This is a genomic window from Vibrio sp. MMG023, assembly GCF_021654215.1.
Taxonomy (GTDB): Bacteria; Pseudomonadota; Gammaproteobacteria; order Enterobacterales; family Vibrionaceae; genus Vibrio; species Vibrio jasicida.
In genome coordinates this window covers 17,789-39,822 of the sequence record NZ_JAKFZP010000015.1, presented here as the reverse complement: position 1 = coordinate 39,822, position 22,034 = coordinate 17,789, and the positions used below count along the sequence as shown (strand labels likewise).

The window sequence follows — 22,034 nt, the reverse complement described above, 5'->3', positions numbered from 1 at the left end:
GTTGACAGACAGAGCACAAAAATGTAAAACACATATTAAATCATATTTATTGAATAAAAAATCAAAATAAAGCAAAAATTAAATATGAATAGTCATTTTCAGCCTTAAGTATATGGATGTCATGTAATGCTAAAAACCACGATTATCGGAGCCAGCGGCTACACCGGCGCAGAGTTGGCTTTAATGGTCAACAAACACCCTGAACTCACGCTATCAGGTTTATATGTTTCCGCCAATAGCGTAGATGCAGGAAAGAACATTGCTCAATTGCACGGCAAGTTAGCGGGTGTGATTGATATGCCAGTTTCGCCGCTGACTGACCCTGAGCAGGTTGCTCAAGCGTCAGATGTGGTCTTTCTGGCTACAGCACATGAAGTGAGCCACGACTTAGCCCCAATTTTCTTAGAGGCAGGCTGTCAGGTATTCGATTTATCCGGTGCATTCCGTGTGAAAAGCGAAGGCTTCTACAACACCTTTTATGGCTTCGAACATCAATATAACAACTGGCTAGATAAAGCTGCATACGGCTTAGCAGAGTGGAACCAAGAATCAATAAAAACCACTCCTTTGATTGCAGTGGCAGGTTGCTACCCAACCGCTTCACAGCTTGCAATCAAACCTTTATTAGAACACGCATTACTGGATACCAACCAATGGCCTGTGATTAACGCAACCAGTGGTGTATCAGGTGCAGGGCGTAAAGCTTCCATGGTTAACAGCTTCTGCGAAGTGAGCTTGCAACCTTACGGTGTCTTTAACCATCGTCACCAACCAGAGATTGCTCAGCATTTGGGTTGCGATGTGATTTTTACTCCACACCTAGGCAACTTTAAGCGCGGCATTCTTGCCACGATCACCATGAAACTTTCGCAAGGCGTGACGGAAGCACAAGTGGCGAAAGCGTTTGAACAAGCTTACCAAGGCAAGCCTGCGGTTCGTCTTAAAGGTGATGGTATTCCACGTATTCAGGATGTCGAAAATACTCCTTTCTGTGATATCGGCTGGAAGGTGCAAGGCGAACACATCATTGTGATTTCGGCGATCGACAACCTACTTAAAGGTGCATCGAGTCAAGCGATGCAATGTCTCAATATTCATTACGGTTACCCAGAACTGACAGCGTTGCTGTAGTCGTTGAAAGAGGGAAATGCGATGACGCAAACCAATCAAGCTCCTTTAGTCATTAAGCTCGGTGGTGCAGCTCTATCTTGCACTCAAACCTTAAGCCAACTGTTTGCTGCCATTGCGGCTTACCAAAAGTCGGCACAGCGACAAATCGCCATCGTTCATGGCGGTGGCTACCTAGTTGATGAGTTGATGACAAAGCTTCAGCTTGAAACCGTAAAGAAAAGCGGTCTTCGTGTGACGCCTTATGAGCAAATTCCTGTGATTGCAGGCGCGCTTGCTGGCACAGCAAACAAATTGCTTCAAGGTCAAGCGATTGCGGATGGTCTGAATGCAGTGGGTCTTAGTCTCGCTGACGGTGGGCTATGTCATGTTGAAGAACTTGATCCAGAATTAGGCGCTGTAGGCAAAGCATCACCGGGTGATTCAACCCTTTTACAAGCGGTGCTAAACGCAGGTGCACTGCCGATCATCAGTTCAATTGGTCTGACTGAAAAAGGTCAGATGATGAATGTGAATGCGGACCAAGCTGCGGTAGCGGTAGCGGGCGCACTAGATGCGGAGTTAGTACTTCTGTCTGATGTTAGCGGTGTGCTCGATGGCAAAGGTCACCTGATCAAAACGCTATCCGAGCAAGAAGCCGATGCATTGATCCAAGGGCAAGTAATCACCGACGGCATGATCGTCAAAGTTAAAGCCGCTTTGGAGGCAGCCAATGATCTTGGTCGTCCTATCGAAGTCGCGACATGGCGTTACCCAGAGAAACTGAACCAGCTATTCGCGGGTGAAAGTATTGGAACGCAGTTTCTGCCTCAATAAAGCAGAAGCAAACCAGTTAAAGAATTGAATATTAGGAAGTGGTTGGCACTGACCGCCGAGAGCAGCGCCAGTTAAGTTTGGAGAAAAAACATGAGCAAAGTGAACGTAAATAAAGTGGTAGTCGCATACTCAGGCGGTCTAGATACTTCAGTAATCATCCCGTGGTTAAAAGAGAACTACGACTGTGAAGTGGTGGCTTTCGTTGCCGATGTTGGTCAAGGTGCAGAGGAGCTAGAAGGTATTGAAGCAAAAGCAAAAGCTTCTGGTGCTTCTGAGTGCTACATCGCTGACCTGAAAGAAGAAATGGTCGCAGACTACATTTACCCGACACTTAAAACGGGTGCTTACTACGAAGGTAAATACCTACTAGGTACATCAATGGCGCGTCCAATCATTGCCAAAGCGCAGGTTGAGGTCGCACGTAAAGTTGGCGCAGACGCTCTGTGTCATGGCTGTACCGGTAAAGGTAACGACCAAGTACGTTTTGAAGGTGCATTTGCAGCACTAGCACCAGATCTGCATGTTATTGCGCCTTGGCGTGAATGGGATCTAGTGAGCCGTGAAGAATGTCTGGACTACCTAGCAGAGCGTAACATTCCTTGTTCAGCATCTCTTACTAAGATTTACTCGCGTGATGCGAACGCATGGCACATTTCTACTGAAGGTGGCGTTCTAGAAGATACATGGAATGCGCCAAATGAAGATTGCTGGGCTTGGACTGTAGATCTAGAGCAAGCACCGAATGAAGCTGAAACCGTGACGCTGAAAGTAGCGAAAGGTGAAGTCGTTGAGGTAGACGGCGAAGCGATGACACCATACAACGCGTTGGTTTACCTAAACGAGAAAGGTGCGAAGCACGGTGTTGGTCGTATCGATATTGTCGAAAACCGTCTAGTGGGTATGAAGTCTCGTGGTTGCTACGAAACTCCGGGTGGCACTATCATGATGGAAGCGCTGCGTGCAGTGGAGCAACTTGTGCTGGACAAAGCATCATTTGAATTCCGCGAGGAGCTTGGTCTGAAAGCATCGCACCTTGTTTACGATGGTCGTTGGTTCACGCCTCTATGTAAGTCTATTCTTGCGGCTTCTGAAGAGCTCGCGCAAGACGTGAATGGTGAAGTGGTTGTGAAGCTTTACAAAGGCCACGCAACGGTAACGCAAAAACGTTCGGATAACAGTTTGTACTCTGAAGAATTTGCTACTTTTGGTGAAGATGAAGTTTATGACCAAAGCCATGCTGAAGGCTTTATCCGTCTTTACTCGCTATCAAGCCGTATTCGTGCGTTGAACAGCCAGAAAAAATAAACCAATTTAGCGCCTTATAAGATAAGAGACCTGCCACTATTGGCGGGTCTTTTTCGTTTTTGCTGACCTCGTAGGCATAAAGATAAAATAATCATGAATAAATATGTAAAAATATTGAATTTCTACTTTATTTTTATCTGTGATTATCGTAACGTTGAGGCATAAGAAAAAGTGAGCAAATGACCACCGATTTGGTCAACACTTAATGAAGAATACGTTAGCGTAAGCAATAGTCATCAGGAGAAACGCAATGGCATTATGGGGCGGAAGATTTACCCAAGCGGCAGACACCAGATTTAAGGACTTCAACGATTCATTGCGTTTCGATTACCGATTGGCTGAGCAAGATATTGTTGGTTCAATTGCGTGGTCAAAAGCCTTGCTTTCTGTTGACGTATTATCAGCAGAAGAACAACAAAAGCTTGAACTGGCACTGAATGAGCTCAAGCTTGAAGTCATGGAAGACCCTCAGCAAATCCTACGTTCGGATGCGGAAGATATCCACTCTTGGGTAGAGCAGCAACTGATCAACAAGGTCGGCGACCTAGGTAAAAAACTACACACGGGACGTTCACGTAACGACCAAGTGGCAACCGACCTTAAACTTTGGTGTCGTCAGCAAGGCCAACAGCTGTTGATTGCTTTAGACCGTCTGCAAACACAAATGGTAGGCGTAGCTAAGCAACATCAAGGTACGGTGCTTCCGGGCTACACGCATTTGCAACGTGCTCAGCCTGTTACGTTTGCTCACTGGTGTTTGGCTTATGTTGAAATGTTTGAACGTGACTACTCGCGTCTGAGTGACGCACTTAAGCGTTTGGACACGTGTCCACTTGGTTCTGGAGCGCTTGCGGGCACCGCTTACCCAATCGATCGTGAAGAGTTAGCTCACAATCTCGGTTTCCATCGTGCAACGCGTAACTCGTTGGACTCGGTTTCTGACCGTGACCACGTGATGGAGTTGATGTCTGTGGCGTCTATCTCGATGTTACACCTGTCTCGTTTGGCAGAAGACATGATCTTCTACAACTCGGGTGAATCTAACTTTATTGAATTAGCTGATACGGTGACGTCAGGTTCTTCTCTGATGCCGCAAAAGAAAAACCCAGATGCACTCGAGCTTATTCGTGGTAAGACAGGGCGTGTGTACGGCGCACTTGCTGGCATGATGATGACAGTGAAAGCGCTGCCACTGGCTTACAACAAAGACATGCAGGAAGACAAAGAAGGCCTGTTCGATGCACTTGATACATGGAACGATTGCATGGAAATGGCAGCACTGTGTTTTGATGGCATCAAGGTTAATGGTGAGCGTACGTTAGAAGCCGCGAAACAAGGTTACGCAAACTCTACCGAACTGGCTGACTACCTAGTAGCGAAAGGCATCCCATTCCGTGAAGCGCACCATATCGTTGGCGTTGCTGTAGTTGGTGCGATTGCCAAAGGCTGTGCACTAGAAGAGCTGTCGATTGATGAGCTGAAAGCTTTCTCTGAAGTGATTGAAGCGGATGTGTATGACATTCTTACCATCGACTCGTGTCTTGAGAAACGTTGTGCACTAGGTGGTGTGTCTCCTCAACAAGTGGCTTACGCTGTTGATCAAGCAGACAAGCGTCTGTCTCAACGCGATACATCAGCAGTCAACGTTCGCCCTGCTCGTTTAACGGACATCGAAACACTAGAAGGCATGGTGGCATACTGGGCAAACATGGGTGAAAACTTACCACGCTCACGAAATGAGTTGGTACGTGATATTGGCTCCTTCGCAGTTGCCGAGCACCACGGAGAGGTAACTGGCTGTGCATCTTTGTATGTCTATGACTCAGGGTTGGCAGAGATTCGCTCTCTGGGTATTGAAGCCGGTTGGCAAGGCCAAGGGCAGGGCAGTGCGATTGTGAACTATCTGGTTGAGAAAGCGCGCCAAATGGCCATCAAGAAAGTCTTTGTGCTGACACGTACGCCAGAATTCTTTATGAAGCAGAGCTTCTTGCCAACGTCGAAGTCATTGTTGCCTGAGAAAGTACTGAAAGATTGTGATCAGTGTCCGCGTCAGCATGCGTGTGATGAAGTTGCACTAGAGATCAACTTGTTCGAACAATTGATCCAGAAAAGTAACGTAGCCTAGGTTGATGATTCTATTGGTATTTAAGAAAATACTAAAAAAATTGGAAAAAAACTTGGAACCTTTGAGAGGAAGCCCGGTCTATTAAAGTACCACTGCTTTTTCTTAGAAGAATCTAAGAGAGCCCCAAGACCGGTATTGGTTTTGGGGCTTTTTTCTATCTGTCATCTGGGTGATGAGCATCCTTACTTTCTTTTCCACGACGGCGCTGCCACGGCAAAACCACGAAGCGCATCCATAGGTGCAAAAACAGTAAGCCGTTAAATGCAAATCCGGCAAAGATCAGCGCGATCGATTCAATACTTTGTGGATCATCTTTAAACGCAAACCACCACACGATCCAACATAAAACAGAAAGTACCGTCAGTTGATCCATGCATCGTTGGCAACGTCCGATCTTTTTCCAAAACCAGTGCTCTTGGCAACTTCGACAAGCCATTGTTCTATCCACACTATCTATTTGTCCCTGATTATAACGGCTAACTCATGTTTGAGTTTCTCTTTGTCTGGTTTCTATGTCGTGTCTATCGAACCAAAAATGGAAAATTAACTTGGTTAAAAATGTGTAGCACGTAATTGGTGTATGGTGCGCTGTCAGCCTGACAATAGGAAAAATTATAATGTCGACAGAACTTAAAGTAGCACTAGGCCTTGCTGGTGGTTTCTTCACAATTGGTTTTACTGCCATTGTGCTTGTTAGCCGTTACGCAATGATGACTGCTTAAACAACCACTTTGCTCAGTTTTGAACTGATAGAGTTGGAATGAGAAAGCCTCGTCTATGACGAGGCTTTTGTTTGTCTGGGAGAGGTAAAGAGAATGAGCGTTAGCAACCAGGTCCACAATCAAGACAATGTTTGATCATCTCTGGACCTAAGTGAAGTTTCGCATTCAAATCTCGTAGCGCAGTACGAACGCCTTCTTCAATAACAGGGTGATAAAACGGCATATCCAACATTTCAGAAACCGTCATTTTATTCTGATGCGCCCAAGCAAGCAGGTGGGCTAGGTGTTCGGCGTTTGGTCCCATCATTTCTGCGCCCAAGAAGCGACCAGTACCTTGTTCCCCATAGACATGCAGAATGCCTTTATTTCGAAGCATAACGCGTGAGCGACCTTGATTTTCAAACGATACTTGACCGGTAGCGAAACAGCCACATGTGCCAAAACGCGTTTCTAGTTGCTTGAAGGTTTCTCCTACCATAGCAATTTGTGGATCAGAGAACACTGCTGAGATTGACGAGCGGCGCAGGCCTGCACGAATATCAGGGAAACGACCTGCGTTGTCGCCAGCAATACGCCCCTGATCTGCCGCTTCGTGTAATAATGGAATTTGATTGCTTGCATCACCCGCGATAAAGATGCTCTCTACCGAGGTTTGCAGAGTGTAATGATCCGCCGTTGGTACGCCGCGCTCATCCAGTGCCACATTGGTGTTTTCAATCGCTAGCTTGTCGACATTCGGGCGACGACCAGTTGCTGCCAATACGTAATCAACAATAAAGGTTTCTAGTTCACCATCGTGGTTGATGAATTGGATTTCGACCTTATCTTCACCGTCATTTTCTGGTGAAGTAATACGTTTCATGCTTTCGACTTTTACATCGGCATCAAGGTAGAACTCTTCTTTGAAGGCTTTATCGGCATACGCCATCACTTCAGGGTCGGTCAATGGTCCTACTTGACCACCAAGACCAAATAGCTTCACATTTACACCTAAGCGATGCAACGCTTGACCCAATTCAAGACCAATCACACCCGGACCAAATACGGCAACAGATTCTGGCAAGTCATCCCAATCGAACACATCATCGTTAATCACTAAGCGGTCGCCGAGTTCATTCCATACGGCAGGGTAAGCAGGACGCGAACCGGTTGCGATCACAATACGCTTAGCTGTGATTTGAGTGTGCTCATCAACGATTAACGTGTTGTCGTTGGTAAACTTAGCATAACCCGACACTTTATCTTCAGTAGGAATCTCATCGACGCCTTCCAACACAAAGCCTACAAAGCGGTCACGTTCTCGCTTTACTCGGTCCATGACTTCACGACCATTAATGTAAATGTCGCCTTGTGGATGTACACCAAAGCCCGGTGCTTTCTCGATTTGGTGTACGCTTTCAGCGGCGGCGATCAAAAGTTTCGACGGCATGCATCCGACACGAGCACATGTTGTGCCGTAAGGGCCACCTTCGATCATCACAACGCTGTCTGCGTGTGATTTTGCTGCGCGGTAGGCGCCAAGACCAGCTGTACCACCACCAATAATTGCCACGTCGACATTTAACTGTTTCATAATGGATTCTCGTTTTTTCCAAACGCAGTTGAAGTGACTAAGTTTGGATGAGTGAATTTGAGTTCATTAATCTTGATAACTGGTTGAACGGTGAAGACAACCAGTTATCAAGACTAAGCATAGGAAGTGATTGAGGGGGTGGTCTCCCAGGCGAGGGATGCTCTGGGAGACCAAGGGCTGAGTTCTGGATAGCGAGATTGCCAACTCAAGCCCATTAGGCAAATTATTAACCTAGGTACGTTTCTAGCTCTTCGCTACCGCCGATGTGTTTACCACCGATGAACACTTGAGGTACCGTTGTGCGACCAGAGATTGCACGTAGACTTACTGTTGTTGCGTCTTTACCCAGAATCACTTCTTCATATTGAAGACCGTGGTCAATCAAGTTTTGTTTCGCCTTCATACAGAAAGGGCAACCTGGTTTAGTGAATACGGTGATTGATTCTTGAGTTTTGTACTCAGGAGCGATGTAATTCATCATCGTATCTGCATCAGATACTTTGAACGGGTCGCCTGGCTCGTTTGGTTCGATGAACATTTTTTCTACTACGCCGTTTTTCACTAGCATGCTGTAACGCCATGAACGCTTACCAAAACCAATGTCGTTTTTATCTACAAGCATACCCATACCGTCTGTAAACTCACCGTTACCATCTGGGATGAAAGTGATGTTTTCAGCTTCTTGGTCAGCTTTCCATGCGTTCATTACGAATGTATCGTTTACGGAAACACATAGAATCTCATCCACGCCATGTTCTTTAAATACAGAGAACAGTTCGTTGTAACGTGGTAGGTGGCTTGATGAGCACGTCGGAGTAAAAGCACCAGGCAAGCTAAATACGATAACCGTTTTGTCTTTGAACAAGTCTTCCGTGGTTACATTCACCCATGCGTCACCTTTACGGATAGGAAAAGTAACTTGTGGTACAGCTTGACCTTCTTTTGATGCAAACATGATGATTTCCTTTTAAATCTATGAATAATTCATTATCGAGCTTAGCGTTATTTAGCGCTCAGTTTCGTTTTCTTGAGCTCATTATTGAAAAAAAACTTTGATAGCTCTAATCGTTTAATGCTATGGTTTTGATAGATTATTTCTATCGCCAAACAAGAAGCGAATCGTACGTTATGAATATTCGAGATTTTGAGTACTTGGTGGCGCTTGCGGAGCACAAGCATTTTCGAAAAGCAGCGGAAGCTTGTTTTGTTAGTCAGCCAACATTGAGTGGCCAGATTCGTAAACTAGAAGACGAGTTAGGCACTGCCCTGCTTGAAAGAAGCAGTCGTCGCGTGTTGTTTACTGACTCTGGTTTACAGTTGGTTGAGCAAGCAAAACGTATTTTGAGTGAAGTAAAAACCTTCAAAGATATGGCGAGCGGTCAAAGTGGTGCCATGACTGGCCCAATGCACATTGGCTTTATCCCAACAGTTGGTCCTTACCTCCTACCTAAAATAGTTCCTCACCTTAAAGAAGAGTTTCCAGATTTGGAGCTGTTTTTACATGAGGCGCAGACCCACCAATTGGTCCGTCAATTAGAAGATGGCAAGTTAGATTGTCTTGTTTTAGCATCGGTTGATGAGACTGCGCCCTTTAAAGAAATTGAGGTGTACAACGAGCCTTTAAGTGTTGCGGTACCTTGTGATCACGAATGGGCTGGGTTAGATCATATTGATATGCTCGACCTCAATGGCAAGACGGTGTTGTCTTTGGGTGATGGTCATTGTTTACGAGACCAAGCTCTGGGTTTCTGCTTTGCTGCAGGAGCGAAAGATGATGAGCGCTTTAAAGCGACTAGCCTAGAAACACTGCGTAACATGGTGGCGGCGGGAGCAGGGATTACTCTGTTGCCACAGTTGTCTGTGCCGCATGAAAAGAAAAAAGATGGCGTGTGTTACGTGCCAGCAATGAACCCAACACCATCACGCAGCATTGTGTTGGTTTACCGTCCTGGCTCTCCATTGCGTACGCGTTTTGAAACCTTAGCAGCGACCATCAAAAACATTCTTGAAGCAAAAGAAGCACCAATTGCAGCCTAGCTTTGAGATGCTGATATAAACAAAAGGGAGCCAATCGGCTCCCTTTTTCTTTGTTAGTATTGCGTGGTATTAGAACAGTTCTTCTGCACCGCCGCTACCACCAGAGTAGATGCTGTCTTCCAGGCTGTTGCCGACATACTCGGTTGGTTCTGTGCCTTTTTCGAAGTATTCGAACATGGATGAACCATCAACTTTATGAGTCAGTAGGCCACTATCACGATCGATACGAACTCGAACGATATCGTCTGGAATATTCTTACCTTGTTGAGGCACTCCGTCTAGTGCAGCACGCATGAAATCAATCCAAGCTGGTTCTGCCGTTTTCGCGCCAGATTCTGCACCAGAAATTTGGCCTTTCCCTAGGTTACTGTTCACAGTGGTACGGCCTAACGTGCGAGAGTGATCATCAAAACCAACCCATGCAATAGCCACAATACCCGGACCGTAACCGTTGTACCAAGTGTCTTTTGAGTCGTTGGTTGTGCCCGTTTTACCACCGATATCACGACGCTCCAGTTTCTGTGCTCGCCAGCCGGTACCGTTCCAACCTGTACCATCACGCCAGCTGCCACCACCCCAGATATTGCTGTACATCATCTCGCGCATGATGAATGCATTTTGAGCAGAGATAACTTGTTTTGCATATTGTGGTGTGTCGTTTTCTAGAGCGTTATCAGGGGCAATGGTTTCCGTTGTTACATCTTGCTCACCAAATTCGGCTGCAAACTTATCTTCAGGCTGTACTGGCACTTGAGGGCAGTCGTGCTGACAAATCACTTTTGGGTTTGCCTTAAACAGTACTTCACCAAATGAGTTTTCAACGTGGTCAATGTAAAACGGTTCTACATAGTAGCCACCATTTGCAAATACAGAGTAGCCTTGCGCGACTTTCATTGGTGTTAAGCTACCAGCACCCAATGCGATCGTTTCTGAACGAGGCACTTGGTCAATATCAAACCCAAAGCGAGTTAGGTATTCACGTGTTTCATCTAGGCCAACTTCACGTAGTGTACGTACGGCCATTACGTTTTTCGACTGCGCTAAACCGATACGTAGGCGAGTTGGGCCAACGTAAGTCGGCGGTGAGTTCTTTGGACGCCATGCCGAACCTGAACCTGCATCCCACTTGTTGATTGGCGCATCGTTTACTAGTGAAGCAAGGGTTAAGCCCTTATTGATTGCTGCCGAATATATGAATGGTTTGATACTCGAACCAACCTGACGAATAGACATGGTTGCACGGTTAAACTTGCTATGAACAAAGTTAAAGCCACCAACTAGAGACAGTATTGCACCGTTTTCTGGGTTCATTGCCACAAACGCTGTATTTGCGCTTGGTACTTGGCTTAGCTTCCAGTTATTGATGGTTGTGCCTTCTTTATCTATCGTACTGATTTCACGTACCCAGATTTGTTGGCCTACAGCTAAGATCTCTTTGGCTGATTTCGGTGCTCTACCTTGACGTTGATCAGTCAGGTACTTACGAGCCCAATTCATACCAGTCCAAGCGATGGTTTGCTCTTCGTTATTTTTCACCCAAACTTGCGCGGTTTTGTCATCGACTTTAGTGACAATAGCAGGATAGAGCTGGCCATAGGTCGGTTGTTTCTTCAGATGCTTTTCAATTTGTTCTGAATCCCAAGCCGTTTCGCCTTCTTTCCACAGTACTTTTTCCGCGCCGCGGTAGCCGTGACGTTCATCGTACGCAAGGATGTTATTGATGGATGCGGTATTTGCGGCATCTTGCAGTTTTGAATCTACCGTCATGTAGATATTCAAGCCTGACGTGTAAGCCTGCTCCGCACCGTATTCTTTTACTGCCCATGAGCGTGCTAACTCTGCAACGTATGGAGCAGAGAGTTCAATCTCAGCACTGTGGTAGCGAGCAACAATCGGCTCTGAACGTGCTTCATCGTACTGTTCTTGAGTGATGTATTTCTCATCTAGCATACGCATCAAAACCACGTTACGACGGTTTGTTGCGCGCTCTAGTGAGTAAAGCGGGTTCATGGTTGATGGCGCTTTTGGCATACCTGCCAGTGTTGCGATTTCACTCAAGGTCAGTTCATTTAAGCTCTTACCAAAGTAAACTTGAGCTGCTGCGCCAAAACCGTAAGAGCGGTAACCAAGGAAGATTTTATTGACATACAGCTCCATGATTTCTTGTTTAGAAAGCAGCTGCTCAATATGAATGGCGATGAAGATTTCTTTAATTTTACGCATGATCTTCTTCTCGTTAGATAAGAAGAAGTTACGCGCTAGCTGCTGAGTAATAGTACTCGCACCTTGTTTTGCTGAACCCGATAACGCAACAACAACAGCTGCACGCGTAATGCCGATTGGGTCAATACCTGGGTGTTCGTAAAAACGGCTATCTTCGGTCGCGATCAGCGCATGAATTAAATCTTGCGGAATTTCGTCGTAGGTAACAGGAATTCGACGCTTCTCGCCAAACTGTGCGATCAGTTTCCCGTCTTGACTAAATACCTGCATAGGTGTTTGTAATTCAACATTTTTTAGTGTTGCAACATCTGGCAATTCAGGCTTCACGTATTGATAGAAGCCAAAAATTGTGGTGACTCCAAGAATTATGCAAATCAATGTTAAAAATAATAAACGCTTTATGAACTTCACCGGAGAATCCCTGATTGGTTGAGGCTGTGTAACGGCAAACCCTTGTACTCTTAGGTCAAAAATTTAGCACATAAGAGATATTAACTCTTATTTGGATGCTAATAACAACCTTTGCACGAAGAAAATTCTCTGGGTGCTAATGACACTGGCACACAGGAATTTCGGAGCGAGAGTAGAGATGGATAAGCTATTAGTTACGGGCATAGATATCGGCCATAACAGCCTCAAAGCCGTGGTACTTAAACCCAATGGCAACAGTTATGCCTTACTGGGTTACAAAGAAATAATACTTAAAGAAGGTATTGTCGCTGAAAATAACACCATAAATCATCAAGAAATTGTAAAGACCCTAAAAGAGATGAAAAAAGACCTCCCTTTTAGGGCTAATCGAGTCGCGATTTCAGTTCCTGACAATGCGGTGATCAGCAAAAAACTGCAAATCGAACAAAGTTTAGAAGAAAGTGAAAAAGAGTTTGCCGTCGTACAGGCTTTTTCTCATCAATCGCCGTTCCCTGTAGAAGAGCTTAGTCTTGATTTTGTATTAGTGGAATCTGATGAGCAAATGCGTGGGACAGAAAGCTATCAAGTTTTCGCAACACGTAAAGACGTGGTGGAAACCCGCGTAGAAGCATTGCAAAAATCTGGCCTAAAAACCGTGCTGGTGGACGTGCATTCCCAAAGTCTTGGGCATATCTGGAAGTTAACCACGGAACGCTACCCTGACAAAAGCAAATACTGCCTACTGGACATCGGGGTATTAAATAGCTCGTTCACTATGTTTACCGAGCAAGGTGAGTTATTCCATAAAGAGTTTGTGTGTGGCACTCGTGCCGCTAGTGGCCTTTTGCACGACAACCCGCTTTCTGATGATGCTCAAGTCATGACAGAACAATTCAACCGTCAAGTTGTGGATCGCGTGAAACGTCAAATGCAACTCTATACCTCTATTAATGGTTCTCAAGATATTAAAGGTATTTGGCTTTCCGGTGAGGGGGCGTCCACCCCAATGTTAGCTGAAGAGCTCTCCAGTCAACTGGCGCTCGAATGTGAGTTGCTTAACCCACTGGGCTTATTTGAAATGAAAGTTTCTAAGCGCAAGCGCCGCGCCGCAGATTGGCAGCACTTCACTACCGCTGCGGGTTTGGCAGTTCGTGGTATCCAGTGGTTGGGAGGTCATCATGCTCTATCACATTAACCTGCTCCCTTGGCGTGAAAATCAGCGTGAAGAACACCGCCGCCGTTTTGTCGGTTTGATTGTGCTTGGTGTTATTGCGGCGCTGGGTGTGCAGTGGGGTATCGGTAAATACTACCAGTATCAACAAGATCAGCAGCAACAGCGTTTGGACTACTTAGCACACTATATATCCCAGTTGGATAAACGCATTGAGGCAATGAAGATTGCAGAACAAGAGCACGGCAAAATCCTAGAGCGTTTGAAAACGGTGGAAGGTTTACAAAACGGACGTAACAAAACCACTGAGTTTATGAACTTGATGCCGTCGGTGATTCCGGATGGCGTCTACGTCGACAAAATCAAAATGAACGATTTTGAGATTGAAATCTCTGGTATTTCAGACAGCACACCACGTTTGGCGACGATGTTAGACAATATGGAACGCTCTGCGAAGTTACTTGATGTAGAGATGCATTCTATCGTTCATGGTAAAGCGCGTTTTGGTAAAGAGTTCCAAACGTTCAAAGTCTCTTTCATGTTTAAAGAAGCGGAAGGAGAGCAACGTGGTTAATTGGCAAGATCTTGATATGGATGAAATTGCTGAGTGGCCAGTGCTGCCTCAGTTAGTGGTCATCTTATTAATGGTGCTTTTAATCCAAGGTTTTGGGTATTGGTTTTACTTAAAGCCCGAAGAGGAGCGCTTGAATACGTTGATTCAAGAAGAGCAAACCTTGAAAGTCGCGTTGCGCATCAAAGCTAACAAAGTTGCGGCCTTACCCCAGCTACAATCTCAACTTGATGAGTTAACCACGCGCTACGAGTTGTTGCTTCAGCAATTACCTGCGCAAAAAGAACTGGCAACTATGTTGGCCTCAGTCAACGAACTCGGTATTGATAACAAACTAACTTTTACTCGGATTGACTGGGGTAAAAAACAATCTGAACACTTCCTTTATCGGTTACCGCTCAATATCGAGTTAACGGGAGATTTCCACGACATTGGTCGTTTTTCACAAGCGATAGCGACATTACCTCGCATCATCACATTTAAAGACGTGACTTGGCAGCGTGTCAGCCAAGAAAGTGAGACGTTGCACTTCCGTGTTAAGGCGAATACATACCAGTTCAAACCAGAGGAACAGAAAGATGCGAAATAGTTCTTTGCTGATGGTTTGTATGGTCACGTTGCTAACGGGTTGCCAAGCCAATGATGAGTCGCTTACCGGTTTTATTCGTGATGTAGAAAACCAAGCTCGACGTGACGTCTCCAAGCTCAAGCCTGCCGAAGAATATGTGGTGGTCAATTACGACCCCCAAATCATGCGAGCACCGTTTGAGCTGCCGAAGGAGGCGACCATCGCCACCCAACCGGTTGCCAGAGAAGACTGTTGGCAACCACCTTCAAGGAAGCGAACTGGCAAGTTAGAGCGTTTTCCTCTTGGGCAATTGCGTTTGAAGGGCGTAATGGGAATGGGAAGTAGCGTATCTGGGCTAGTCCAAGCGCCGAATGGCACTGTTTATAAAGTAAAACCGGGCCAATATTTAGGGCGCAACAACGGCAAGGTCACCCATGTATCCCACAACTATTTATTGATTAATGAAACTCTGCCAGACGGTCTGGGTTGTTGGCAAAAACGCAAAGTTAAGTTGGCGTTGAGATAGGCATAGCTGCATTTATTTTTGATATTGAGTAATGATGAAAATGAGACAAGGATTAACACGCATACCAAGGAAGCTAATAGGGCTCTTCTCTTTTTGGTTGTTTTTATTTTTAGCCCCTTTCGCAGTCGCGAACGAAGTTCAGTCTAATGCCTTCAAAAGCATTGATTTCCGTACCAATAAAGACAAAGACGCGGTGATCGTGGTTGAGCTTGCTTCGCCTGCTGCCATTGTGGACATCAAGCGCGTGCAAGAAGGCTTGAGTATCGATTTGCTCAATACGTCAGTTAAAGACGATCAGCTTTATCTTCTTGATGTAAAAGACTTCTCTACCGTAGTGGAAAGTGTCGAGATATTTCGTGATACCTCGACAACGCGCCTCGTGGCTTATATTGATGAAGACTATACCCATGATTATCGTCTGACAGGGCGATACTTGGAAGTTAAAGTGGGTAAGCTCAAGCCGAACGAAAAGGTGCCAGACAAAAGTATTTTGGAAAAAGAAGGCAAGTTGATTTCGATTAACTTCCAAGACATTCCAGTGCGTAACGTTCTGCAACTTATCGCGGATTATAACCAGTTCAACTTAGTTGTTTCTGACTCAGTAGAAGGCAATCTCACATTGCGTCTTGATGGTGTACCTTGGCAGCAAGTACTCGATATCATTCTGCAAGTAAAAGGCTTAGACAAACGCGTGGATGGCAATGTTATTCTGGTCGCACCAAAAGATGAGCTGGACTTGCGTGAGAAGCAGCAGTTAGAGAAGCAGAAGCTTGAGCAAGAGATGGGAGACCTTTCTTCGGAGATCATCAAAGTGAACTTTGCAAAAGCCTCTGATATAGCAGAGATGATCAATGGTGAAGGTAATATCAGCATGTTGTCGGACCGCGGCAGTATGACGATTGATGAACGCACCAATTCTCTGCTGATTCGAGAGCTTCCTAGTAACATTGAAGTGATTCGTGAAATCATAGAGTCTCTCGATATTCCAGTGAAACAAGTTCAAATTGAAGCGCGTATCGTTACCATCAATGAAGGTAATATGGACGAGCTGGGTGTTCGTTGGGGCTTTACTTCTATTAATGGTAGTCACACGGTGGGTGGTTCTATCGAAAACAACCTTGCCACTATCGGCCTTTATGATGGCGGAGGTGGTGACGGCGAAGGTGACGACGGTGGTGGTAGTGTCGGTATCGATGACTTCCTTAACGTCAACTTGGCAGCAACCAGTCCAAATGCAACCAGCCTTGCCTTTCAAGTGGCTAAGCTAGGTTCTGACACCTTGTTGGATTTAGAGCTGTCTGCACTACAACAAGAATCAAAAGCTGAAATCATTTCAAGTCCACGTCTCATTACCACTAACAAAAAACCGGCCTATATAGAGCAAGGTACAGAGATCCCTTATTTAGAGTCGTCATCCAGTGGTGCAACTTCTGTGACCTTTAAAAAAGCCGTGCTTAGTTTGAAGGTGACACCGCAGATTACTCCTGACAACCGTTTGGTGCTGGATTTAAGTGTTACGCAAGATAGACCAGGACAAGTGGTAAAAACGGGCACTGGTGAGGCGGTAGCGATCGATACTCAACGTATTGGTACTCAAGTGTTAGTGAATAACGGAGAGACCGTCGTACTCGGTGGTATTTTCCAACATAGTATTACCAACTCCGTCGATAAGGTGCCTTTATTAGGTGATTTACCGCTGTTAGGAGCGCTTTTCCGCCGAAGTTACGAAAATGTAGGCAAAAGTGAGTTGTTGATTTTTGTTACACCGAAGGTCGTTATTCAGTAAGACAGAATCAGCAAAAAAACGATTAGATCAAAAATAAAGTTGCATTAGTGGCACCATGCTTGGATAATTTCGGGTCTTATCACGAATTATCTGTGAGGAATTGGTGCCACAAGCCTTGTGAAACAGCACTTTGGCTGTGTTTTCTTGTGGCGATCTTATTGAATTAACGTTGTAAATTACCGCTAAATATGGCTGAGAAACGTAATATTTTTCTTGTTGGCCCAATGGGTGCCGGCAAAAGTACAATTGGTAGACATCTAGCACAGCAGCTGCATATGGAGTTCGTGGACTCTGATACAGTGATCGAAGAACGTACCGGTGCAGATATCTCTTGGGTTTTTGATGTAGAAGGTGAAGAAGGCTTCCGTAAGCGTGAAGAAACGGTGCTTGAAGACTTAACTCAAGAGCAAGGCATCGTGCTAGCGACTGGTGGCGGCTCTGTAATGAGCAAAGAAAACCGCAATCGCCTTTCTGCTCGTGGTGTTGTTGTTTACCTAGAAACAACTATCGAAAAGCAACTTGCACGTACAAACCGTGACAAGAAGCGTCCATTACTTCAAACGGACAACCCTCGTGAAGTATTGGAATCTTTGGCAGGCGAACGTAACCCACTATACGAAGAAGTAGCGGATTACACAGTTCGTACTGACGATCAGAGTGCAAAAGTGGTAGCCAACCAGATCGTAAAAATGCTAGAAGAGAGATAAGCATTTATCTTTTTCAAATTGGAGCACACCGATGGAACGGATTACGGTCAATCTAGCAGAGCGTAGCTACCCAATCTCTATTGGCGCCGGGTTATTTGAGGACCCGGCGTACCTTTCTCAAGTTCTCTCAAATAAAAACGCAAATCAGAAGGTTGTCGTGATCAGTAATGTCACGGTCGCGCCTCTGTACGCGGACCAAATTCTTAGTCAACTAAAGCAGCTTGGTTGTGATGCCTCTTTGCTTGAATTACCCGATGGTGAGCAATACAAAAGCCTAGAAGTATTTAATCAAGTCATGAACTTCCTGCTAGAGGGAAGCTATGCACGTGACGTTATGATTATTGCACTGGGCGGTGGCGTGATCGGTGATTTAGTTGGTTTTGCTTCCGCTTGTTATCAACGTGGGGTGGATTTTATTCAAATCCCGACCACCTTGTTGTCTCAAGTTGATTCTTCAGTTGGTGGTAAAACTGCGGTTAACCATCCGCTGGGCAAAAACATGATTGGCGCTTTCTACCAACCTAAAGCGGTCATCATTGACACCAATTGCTTATCTACACTGCCAGAGCGTGAGTTCGCCGCTGGTATTGCGGAAGTGATCAAGTACGGCATCATTTATGACGGTGCGTTTTTCGATTGGTTAGAAGAGAATCTCGATCGCCTCTATGCCCTTGAAGAAGAAGCACTGACTTACGCGATTGCACGTTGTTGTGAAATTAAAGCGGAAGTCGTTGCTCAAGACGAAAAAGAATCGGGTATCCGAGCGTTGCTCAACTTGGGTCATACTTATGGTCATGCTATTGAAGCTGAGCTAGGTTACGGCAATTGGTTACATGGTGAAGCCGTTTCTTCTGGCACCGTGATGGCTGCGAAAACGTCACATCTTCGTGGGCTTATCACTCAAGAACAGCTTGATCGCATTATTGCGATTCTGCGTCGTGCCAAATTGCCAGTCCACACTCCAGAAAGCATGACTTTTGATGATTTTATGACGCACATGATGCGTGATAAAAAAGTGCTTTCAGGTCAGCTTCGTTTAGTTTTACCTACGGGGATTGGTAGTGCAGAAGTCATTGCCGATACTCCTCAAGATGTGATCAAACAAGCTATCGACTTCGGTCGCGATATTTAACCTTGTAATGACGTCTTCGGGCGTCATTCTTGTTGTTTATTAAGGTTATTAGATGAGTTTTGCTCACGTTCTGGAATTGGATTCTCAAACCGAGTTATTGGATCGATTAGGATTGTTAACCAACTTTGGCTCTAATCTTATCGCGATTAATGGCCATGCGGGATATGGCAAATCTTGGTTAGCGCAACGATATCTTGAGCTTGGTGCAAGTAACAAAAATCAATGTTTGCTACTTTGTCATGCCAATCAAGATGATGTTCAACGTCGAATGCTCATCTTGAGCCAGATCGTTTCGGATGCTTTATTTAACCAACAAGATACCTTGGTTGACAGTCTTGAAAGAATCTTGGGTAACGAGGCATGCGACATCGCTATTGTTGTCGATGATGCACATCTTCTCAGTGAAACGTTAGTTTCGGAGCTTTGGACGTTAGTACTTGCAGCGCAAGTGAATCCGAAGTGGAAAATAAACATCTTGTTATTCACTCAAGCTGGTCGATTGGAATCATTATTGTCACGTATTAGTTACGGACAAGAGCACAAACCAGTAGAGCTTGATGTAGAAATGCTCTCAGAAGTGGAAGCGCGTCGTTTCTTTGAATCCTTGGTGATTCGGTACGTTGATGATGAATCCGAAAAACGCGTTCGAGATGCATTTAAAAAAGTCGACCCTGTACCGGGCGACATCATGGCGTTAGGAGAAATGAAAGTGGAAAAAAGGATCATTATCCGCTCAATTGTTGGCTCACCACTAAATATCGCATTGGTGGTGCTGGTTCTATTACTGTTAGCAGCGGGTGGGTACTGGTGGATGTTCAATCAACCAAGTGCTGACGATAAAGCTCAGCTGATCACTGGTAGTATTGAACAAACGGCCATTCCAACCTTAACGACCCCAGAATCAAAACTCAGTGGTGCAGATTCTGCAACCGCGCAAAATGATACCAATGAGCAAGCGGATTTAACTAAGGCAACGGACGATTCTGATTCACTGCCTCCAGCGGTAACGGATGAAGTGGCAAGTGTTGGCTCTGAAGATAAACAGCAACGCGTTGTGATTGAATCTGACGTCGTGGATGCGCTGTTGGAAGGAAAGCCAGAGGAAGCCAATACAGATGACATCAAACAAGTGGTTGAAGAGTCTGTTCCTCAAGCGAAAACTAGCGCTGCTTCGTCATTGATTAATGTGGTTCAAAAAGAGCAGGTTGCACCAACAGAACCGAGCCCTTCCAGCAAGCCGATCGTAAAATTCTCTTTTGCGCGAAAAGAGCTCAAAGCGATTTCGCCAAGAGCGTATACCTTGCAGCTAGCCGCAATGACGTCAATGGAAGATGTGCAAGCTTTTTTGGATGAACACCAACTTAGCCAACAAGTGAGAATCTACCCAACCGTGCGCAGCGGGACGGAATGGTACATTGTGACCTATAAAGATTATCCGACTATCCAACTTGCACGCGATGCGGTGGAAAGTTTGCCAGAATCACTGAAATCGTTGAGTCCTTGGGCAAAATCTTTAGGTCAGGTGCATCGTGAAATTGATCGCGTGAAATAATCCTGAGCTTCGTTGAAAAATATGTTACATTCCGCAGCCTTAATTTTTGGTCGATAGATAGAGCAGTAGATGAAAAAGCAACGAGCCTTTCTTAAGTGGGCAGGAGGAAAATACGGTCTGGTTGAAGACATCCAACGTCATTTGCCACCGGCTCGAAAGCTAGTTGAACCTTTTGTTGGTGCAGGTTCAGTATTTCTAAATACTGATTATGACCAATATCTATTGGCCGACATCAACCCTGATTTGATCAATCTCTACAACTTACTGAAAGAGCGTCCTGAAGAGTACATCTCAGAAGCGAAACGCTGGTTTGTTGCTGAGAACAATCGTAAAGAAGCGTATTTAAGTATTCGTGCTGAGTTCAACAACACAGACGATGTGATGTATCGATCACTGGCCTTCTTATACATGAACCGTTTTGGTTTTAATGGCCTTTGTCGCTATAACAAAAAAGGCGGCTTCAACGTGCCTTTTGGCTCATACAAGAAGCCGTACTTTCCAGAAGCTGAAATGGAATTCTTTGCTGAAAAAGCGAAGAAAGCCACTTTCGTTTGTGAAGGCTATCCTGAGACATTCAGTCGAGCACGTAAGGGCAGTGTGGTTTACTGCGATCCACCTTATGCTCCACTATCGAACACGGCAAACTTTACCTCTTACGCTGGAAATGGCTTTACGCTTGATGACCAAGCCGCATTGGCGGACATCGCAGAGAGGGCAGCGACTGAACGCGGCATTCCTGTTTTGATTTCTAACCACGATACGACACTCACGCGCCGCTTGTATCATGGTGCTGATCTGAGCGTTGTTAAAGTTAAGCGTACTATTAGCCGTAATGGCAGCGGCCGAAACAAAGTCGATGAGTTACTGGCTCTTTTTAATGCGCCGAACTCGGATACTTCTGCCTCATAATTCTCACACTATTACGTCTAAGTAGTGGATCTCCCCACTGGCTTCGGTAGAATTGCGCGCAACATTATTTGTTGTTTGCTCGCCACTACTGAGGTCAGGTATGAAAGATTTTCTTATTGCTCCATCCATTTTATCGGCTGATTTTGCTCGTCTCGGTGAAGACGTGGAAAAAGTACTCGCAGCGGGTGCGGATGTGGTGCATTTCGATGTAATGGATAACCACTACGTGCCAAACCTGACTTTTGGTGCGCCAATCTGTAAAGCACTTCGTGACTATGGCATCACGGCTCCAATCGATGTTCACCTAATGGTGAAGCCCGTAGACCGTATCATCCCGGACTTCGCGAAAGCGGGTGCATCGATGATTACCTTCCACGTTGAAGCATCAGAGCACGTTGATCGTACATTGCAGTTGATCAAAGAACATGGCTGTCAAGCTGGTGTAGTACTTAACCCAGCTACACCGCTGTCACACCTTGAATTCATCATGGATAAAGTTGACCTAATTCTTCTAATGTCAGTAAACCCTGGCTTTGGTGGCCAATCATTCATCCCTCATACGCTGGATAAATTGCGCGCTGTACGTAAGATGATTGACGAGTCTGGCCGTGATATTCGCCTTGAAATTGATGGTGGTGTGAAAGTCGATAATATTCGTGAAATTGCGGAAGCTGGTGCGGACATGTTTGTCGCAGGTTCTGCAATTTTCGGTCAGCCAGACTACAAGCAAGTGATCGACCAAATGCGTGAAGAGCTAGCAAAAGCAAAATAA

General features: G+C 45.4%; 19 protein-coding genes. 15 read left to right on the top strand and 4 right to left on the bottom strand.

The genetic code is table 11. From position 1 onward, the window contains the following. Positions 1-126: 126 nt before the first annotated feature. From argC to argH, 4 genes are all read left to right on the top strand, one after another. The gene (argC, locus tag L1076_RS25660) at positions 127-1,131 is read left to right on the top strand and encodes an N-acetyl-gamma-glutamyl-phosphate reductase (RefSeq protein ID WP_042603405.1); all 1,005 of its coding nucleotides are present in this window, start codon (positions 127-129) and stop codon (positions 1,129-1,131) included. Positions 1,132-1,152: 21 nt separating this feature from the next. Continuing rightward, positions 1,153-1,944: an acetylglutamate kinase gene (argB, locus tag L1076_RS25655; protein ID WP_105068811.1), complete on the top strand. Its 792-nt coding sequence runs from the start codon at positions 1,153-1,155 to the stop codon at positions 1,942-1,944. Between the two features lie 90 nt (positions 1,945-2,034). Next, positions 2,035-3,249: an argininosuccinate synthase gene (locus L1076_RS25650; RefSeq protein ID WP_104047796.1), complete on the top strand. Its 1,215-nt coding sequence runs from the start codon at positions 2,035-2,037 to the stop codon at positions 3,247-3,249. 250 nt (positions 3,250-3,499) lie between these two features. Beyond that, positions 3,500-5,374 carry an argininosuccinate lyase gene (gene argH, locus L1076_RS25645; protein WP_042602603.1) on the top strand — a complete coding sequence of 625 codons (1,875 nt, stop codon included), beginning with the start codon at positions 3,500-3,502 and terminating at the stop codon, positions 5,372-5,374. 154 nt (positions 5,375-5,528) lie between these two features. On the opposite strand, the gene L1076_RS25640 is transcribed toward argH, so the two are convergent. The 3 genes from L1076_RS25640 to L1076_RS25630 all read right to left on the bottom strand — a co-directional run bounded on the left by L1076_RS25640 (position 5,529) and on the right by L1076_RS25630 (position 8,624). Beyond that, positions 5,529-5,810, bottom strand: coding sequence for a DUF3624 domain-containing protein (locus L1076_RS25640; protein ID WP_038865512.1), 282 nt, complete (start codon positions 5,808-5,810; stop codon positions 5,529-5,531). Between the two features lie 386 nt (positions 5,811-6,196). Continuing rightward, on the bottom strand, positions 6,197-7,669 hold the full coding sequence (locus L1076_RS25635) for a dihydrolipoyl dehydrogenase (RefSeq protein WP_045405853.1): 1,473 nt from the start codon (positions 7,667-7,669) through the stop codon (positions 6,197-6,199). A 226-nt stretch (positions 7,670-7,895) separates the two neighbouring features. Beyond that, positions 7,896-8,624: a redoxin family protein gene (locus L1076_RS25630; RefSeq protein WP_038865508.1), complete on the bottom strand. Its 729-nt coding sequence runs from the start codon at positions 8,622-8,624 to the stop codon at positions 7,896-7,898. A gap of 173 nt (positions 8,625-8,797) precedes the next feature. On the opposite strand from L1076_RS25630, the gene oxyR reads away from it, so the two are divergent. Further along, positions 8,798-9,706 (top strand): DNA-binding transcriptional regulator OxyR, encoded by a 909-nt coding sequence (oxyR, locus tag L1076_RS25625; RefSeq protein ID WP_038865506.1) that lies wholly within the window; start codon positions 8,798-8,800, stop codon positions 9,704-9,706. A 69-nt stretch (positions 9,707-9,775) separates the two neighbouring features. On the opposite strand, the gene L1076_RS25620 is transcribed toward oxyR, so the two are convergent. After that, positions 9,776-12,340, bottom strand: a complete 2,565-nt coding sequence (locus tag L1076_RS25620) for a PBP1A family penicillin-binding protein (protein WP_186176660.1) — start codon at positions 12,338-12,340, stop codon at positions 9,776-9,778. Between the two features lie 178 nt (positions 12,341-12,518). Here L1076_RS25620 and pilM point away from each other — a divergent pair, with 178 nt between their 5' ends. The 10 genes from pilM to rpe all read left to right on the top strand — a co-directional run bounded on the left by pilM (position 12,519) and on the right by rpe (position 22,034). Beyond that, a complete protein-coding gene (gene pilM, locus L1076_RS25615; protein ID WP_038865502.1) occupies positions 12,519-13,535 on the top strand; it encodes a type IV pilus assembly protein PilM in 1,017 nt (338 codons plus the stop codon). After that, positions 13,519-14,085, top strand: a complete 567-nt coding sequence (locus tag L1076_RS25610) for a PilN domain-containing protein (RefSeq protein ID WP_038865500.1) — start codon at positions 13,519-13,521, stop codon at positions 14,083-14,085. Before pilM ends, L1076_RS25610 begins: the two co-directional genes overlap by 17 nt. Continuing rightward, positions 14,078-14,671 (top strand): type 4a pilus biogenesis protein PilO, encoded by a 594-nt coding sequence (gene pilO, locus L1076_RS25605; RefSeq protein WP_038865498.1) that lies wholly within the window; start codon positions 14,078-14,080, stop codon positions 14,669-14,671. Before L1076_RS25610 ends, pilO begins: the two co-directional genes overlap by 8 nt. Continuing rightward, on the top strand, positions 14,661-15,176 hold the full coding sequence (locus L1076_RS25600) for a pilus assembly protein PilP (RefSeq protein ID WP_038865496.1): 516 nt from the start codon (positions 14,661-14,663) through the stop codon (positions 15,174-15,176). The genes pilO and L1076_RS25600 overlap by 11 nt, the downstream gene beginning before the upstream one ends. Before the next feature lie 34 nt (positions 15,177-15,210). Then, positions 15,211-16,962 carry a type IV pilus secretin PilQ family protein gene (locus L1076_RS25595; RefSeq protein WP_038865494.1) on the top strand — a complete coding sequence of 584 codons (1,752 nt, stop codon included), beginning with the start codon at positions 15,211-15,213 and terminating at the stop codon, positions 16,960-16,962. 188 nt (positions 16,963-17,150) lie between these two features. Next, on the top strand, positions 17,151-17,669 hold the full coding sequence (gene aroK / locus L1076_RS25590) for a shikimate kinase AroK (protein WP_038865492.1): 519 nt from the start codon (positions 17,151-17,153) through the stop codon (positions 17,667-17,669). Positions 17,670-17,700: 31 nt separating this feature from the next. Then, positions 17,701-18,801: a 3-dehydroquinate synthase gene (gene aroB / locus L1076_RS25585; protein WP_038881655.1), complete on the top strand. Its 1,101-nt coding sequence runs from the start codon at positions 17,701-17,703 to the stop codon at positions 18,799-18,801. A 52-nt stretch (positions 18,802-18,853) separates the two neighbouring features. Then, on the top strand, positions 18,854-20,353 hold the full coding sequence (locus tag L1076_RS25580) for an AAA family ATPase (protein ID WP_237304713.1): 1,500 nt from the start codon (positions 18,854-18,856) through the stop codon (positions 20,351-20,353). A 69-nt stretch (positions 20,354-20,422) separates the two neighbouring features. Further along, complete coding sequence (locus tag L1076_RS25575; protein ID WP_038865486.1) at positions 20,423-21,262, top strand: Dam family site-specific DNA-(adenine-N6)-methyltransferase; 840 nt, start codon at positions 20,423-20,425, stop codon at positions 21,260-21,262. A 100-nt stretch (positions 21,263-21,362) separates the two neighbouring features. Then, positions 21,363-22,034 carry a ribulose-phosphate 3-epimerase gene (gene rpe / locus L1076_RS25570; RefSeq protein WP_038865484.1) on the top strand — a complete coding sequence of 224 codons (672 nt, stop codon included), beginning with the start codon at positions 21,363-21,365 and terminating at the stop codon, positions 22,032-22,034.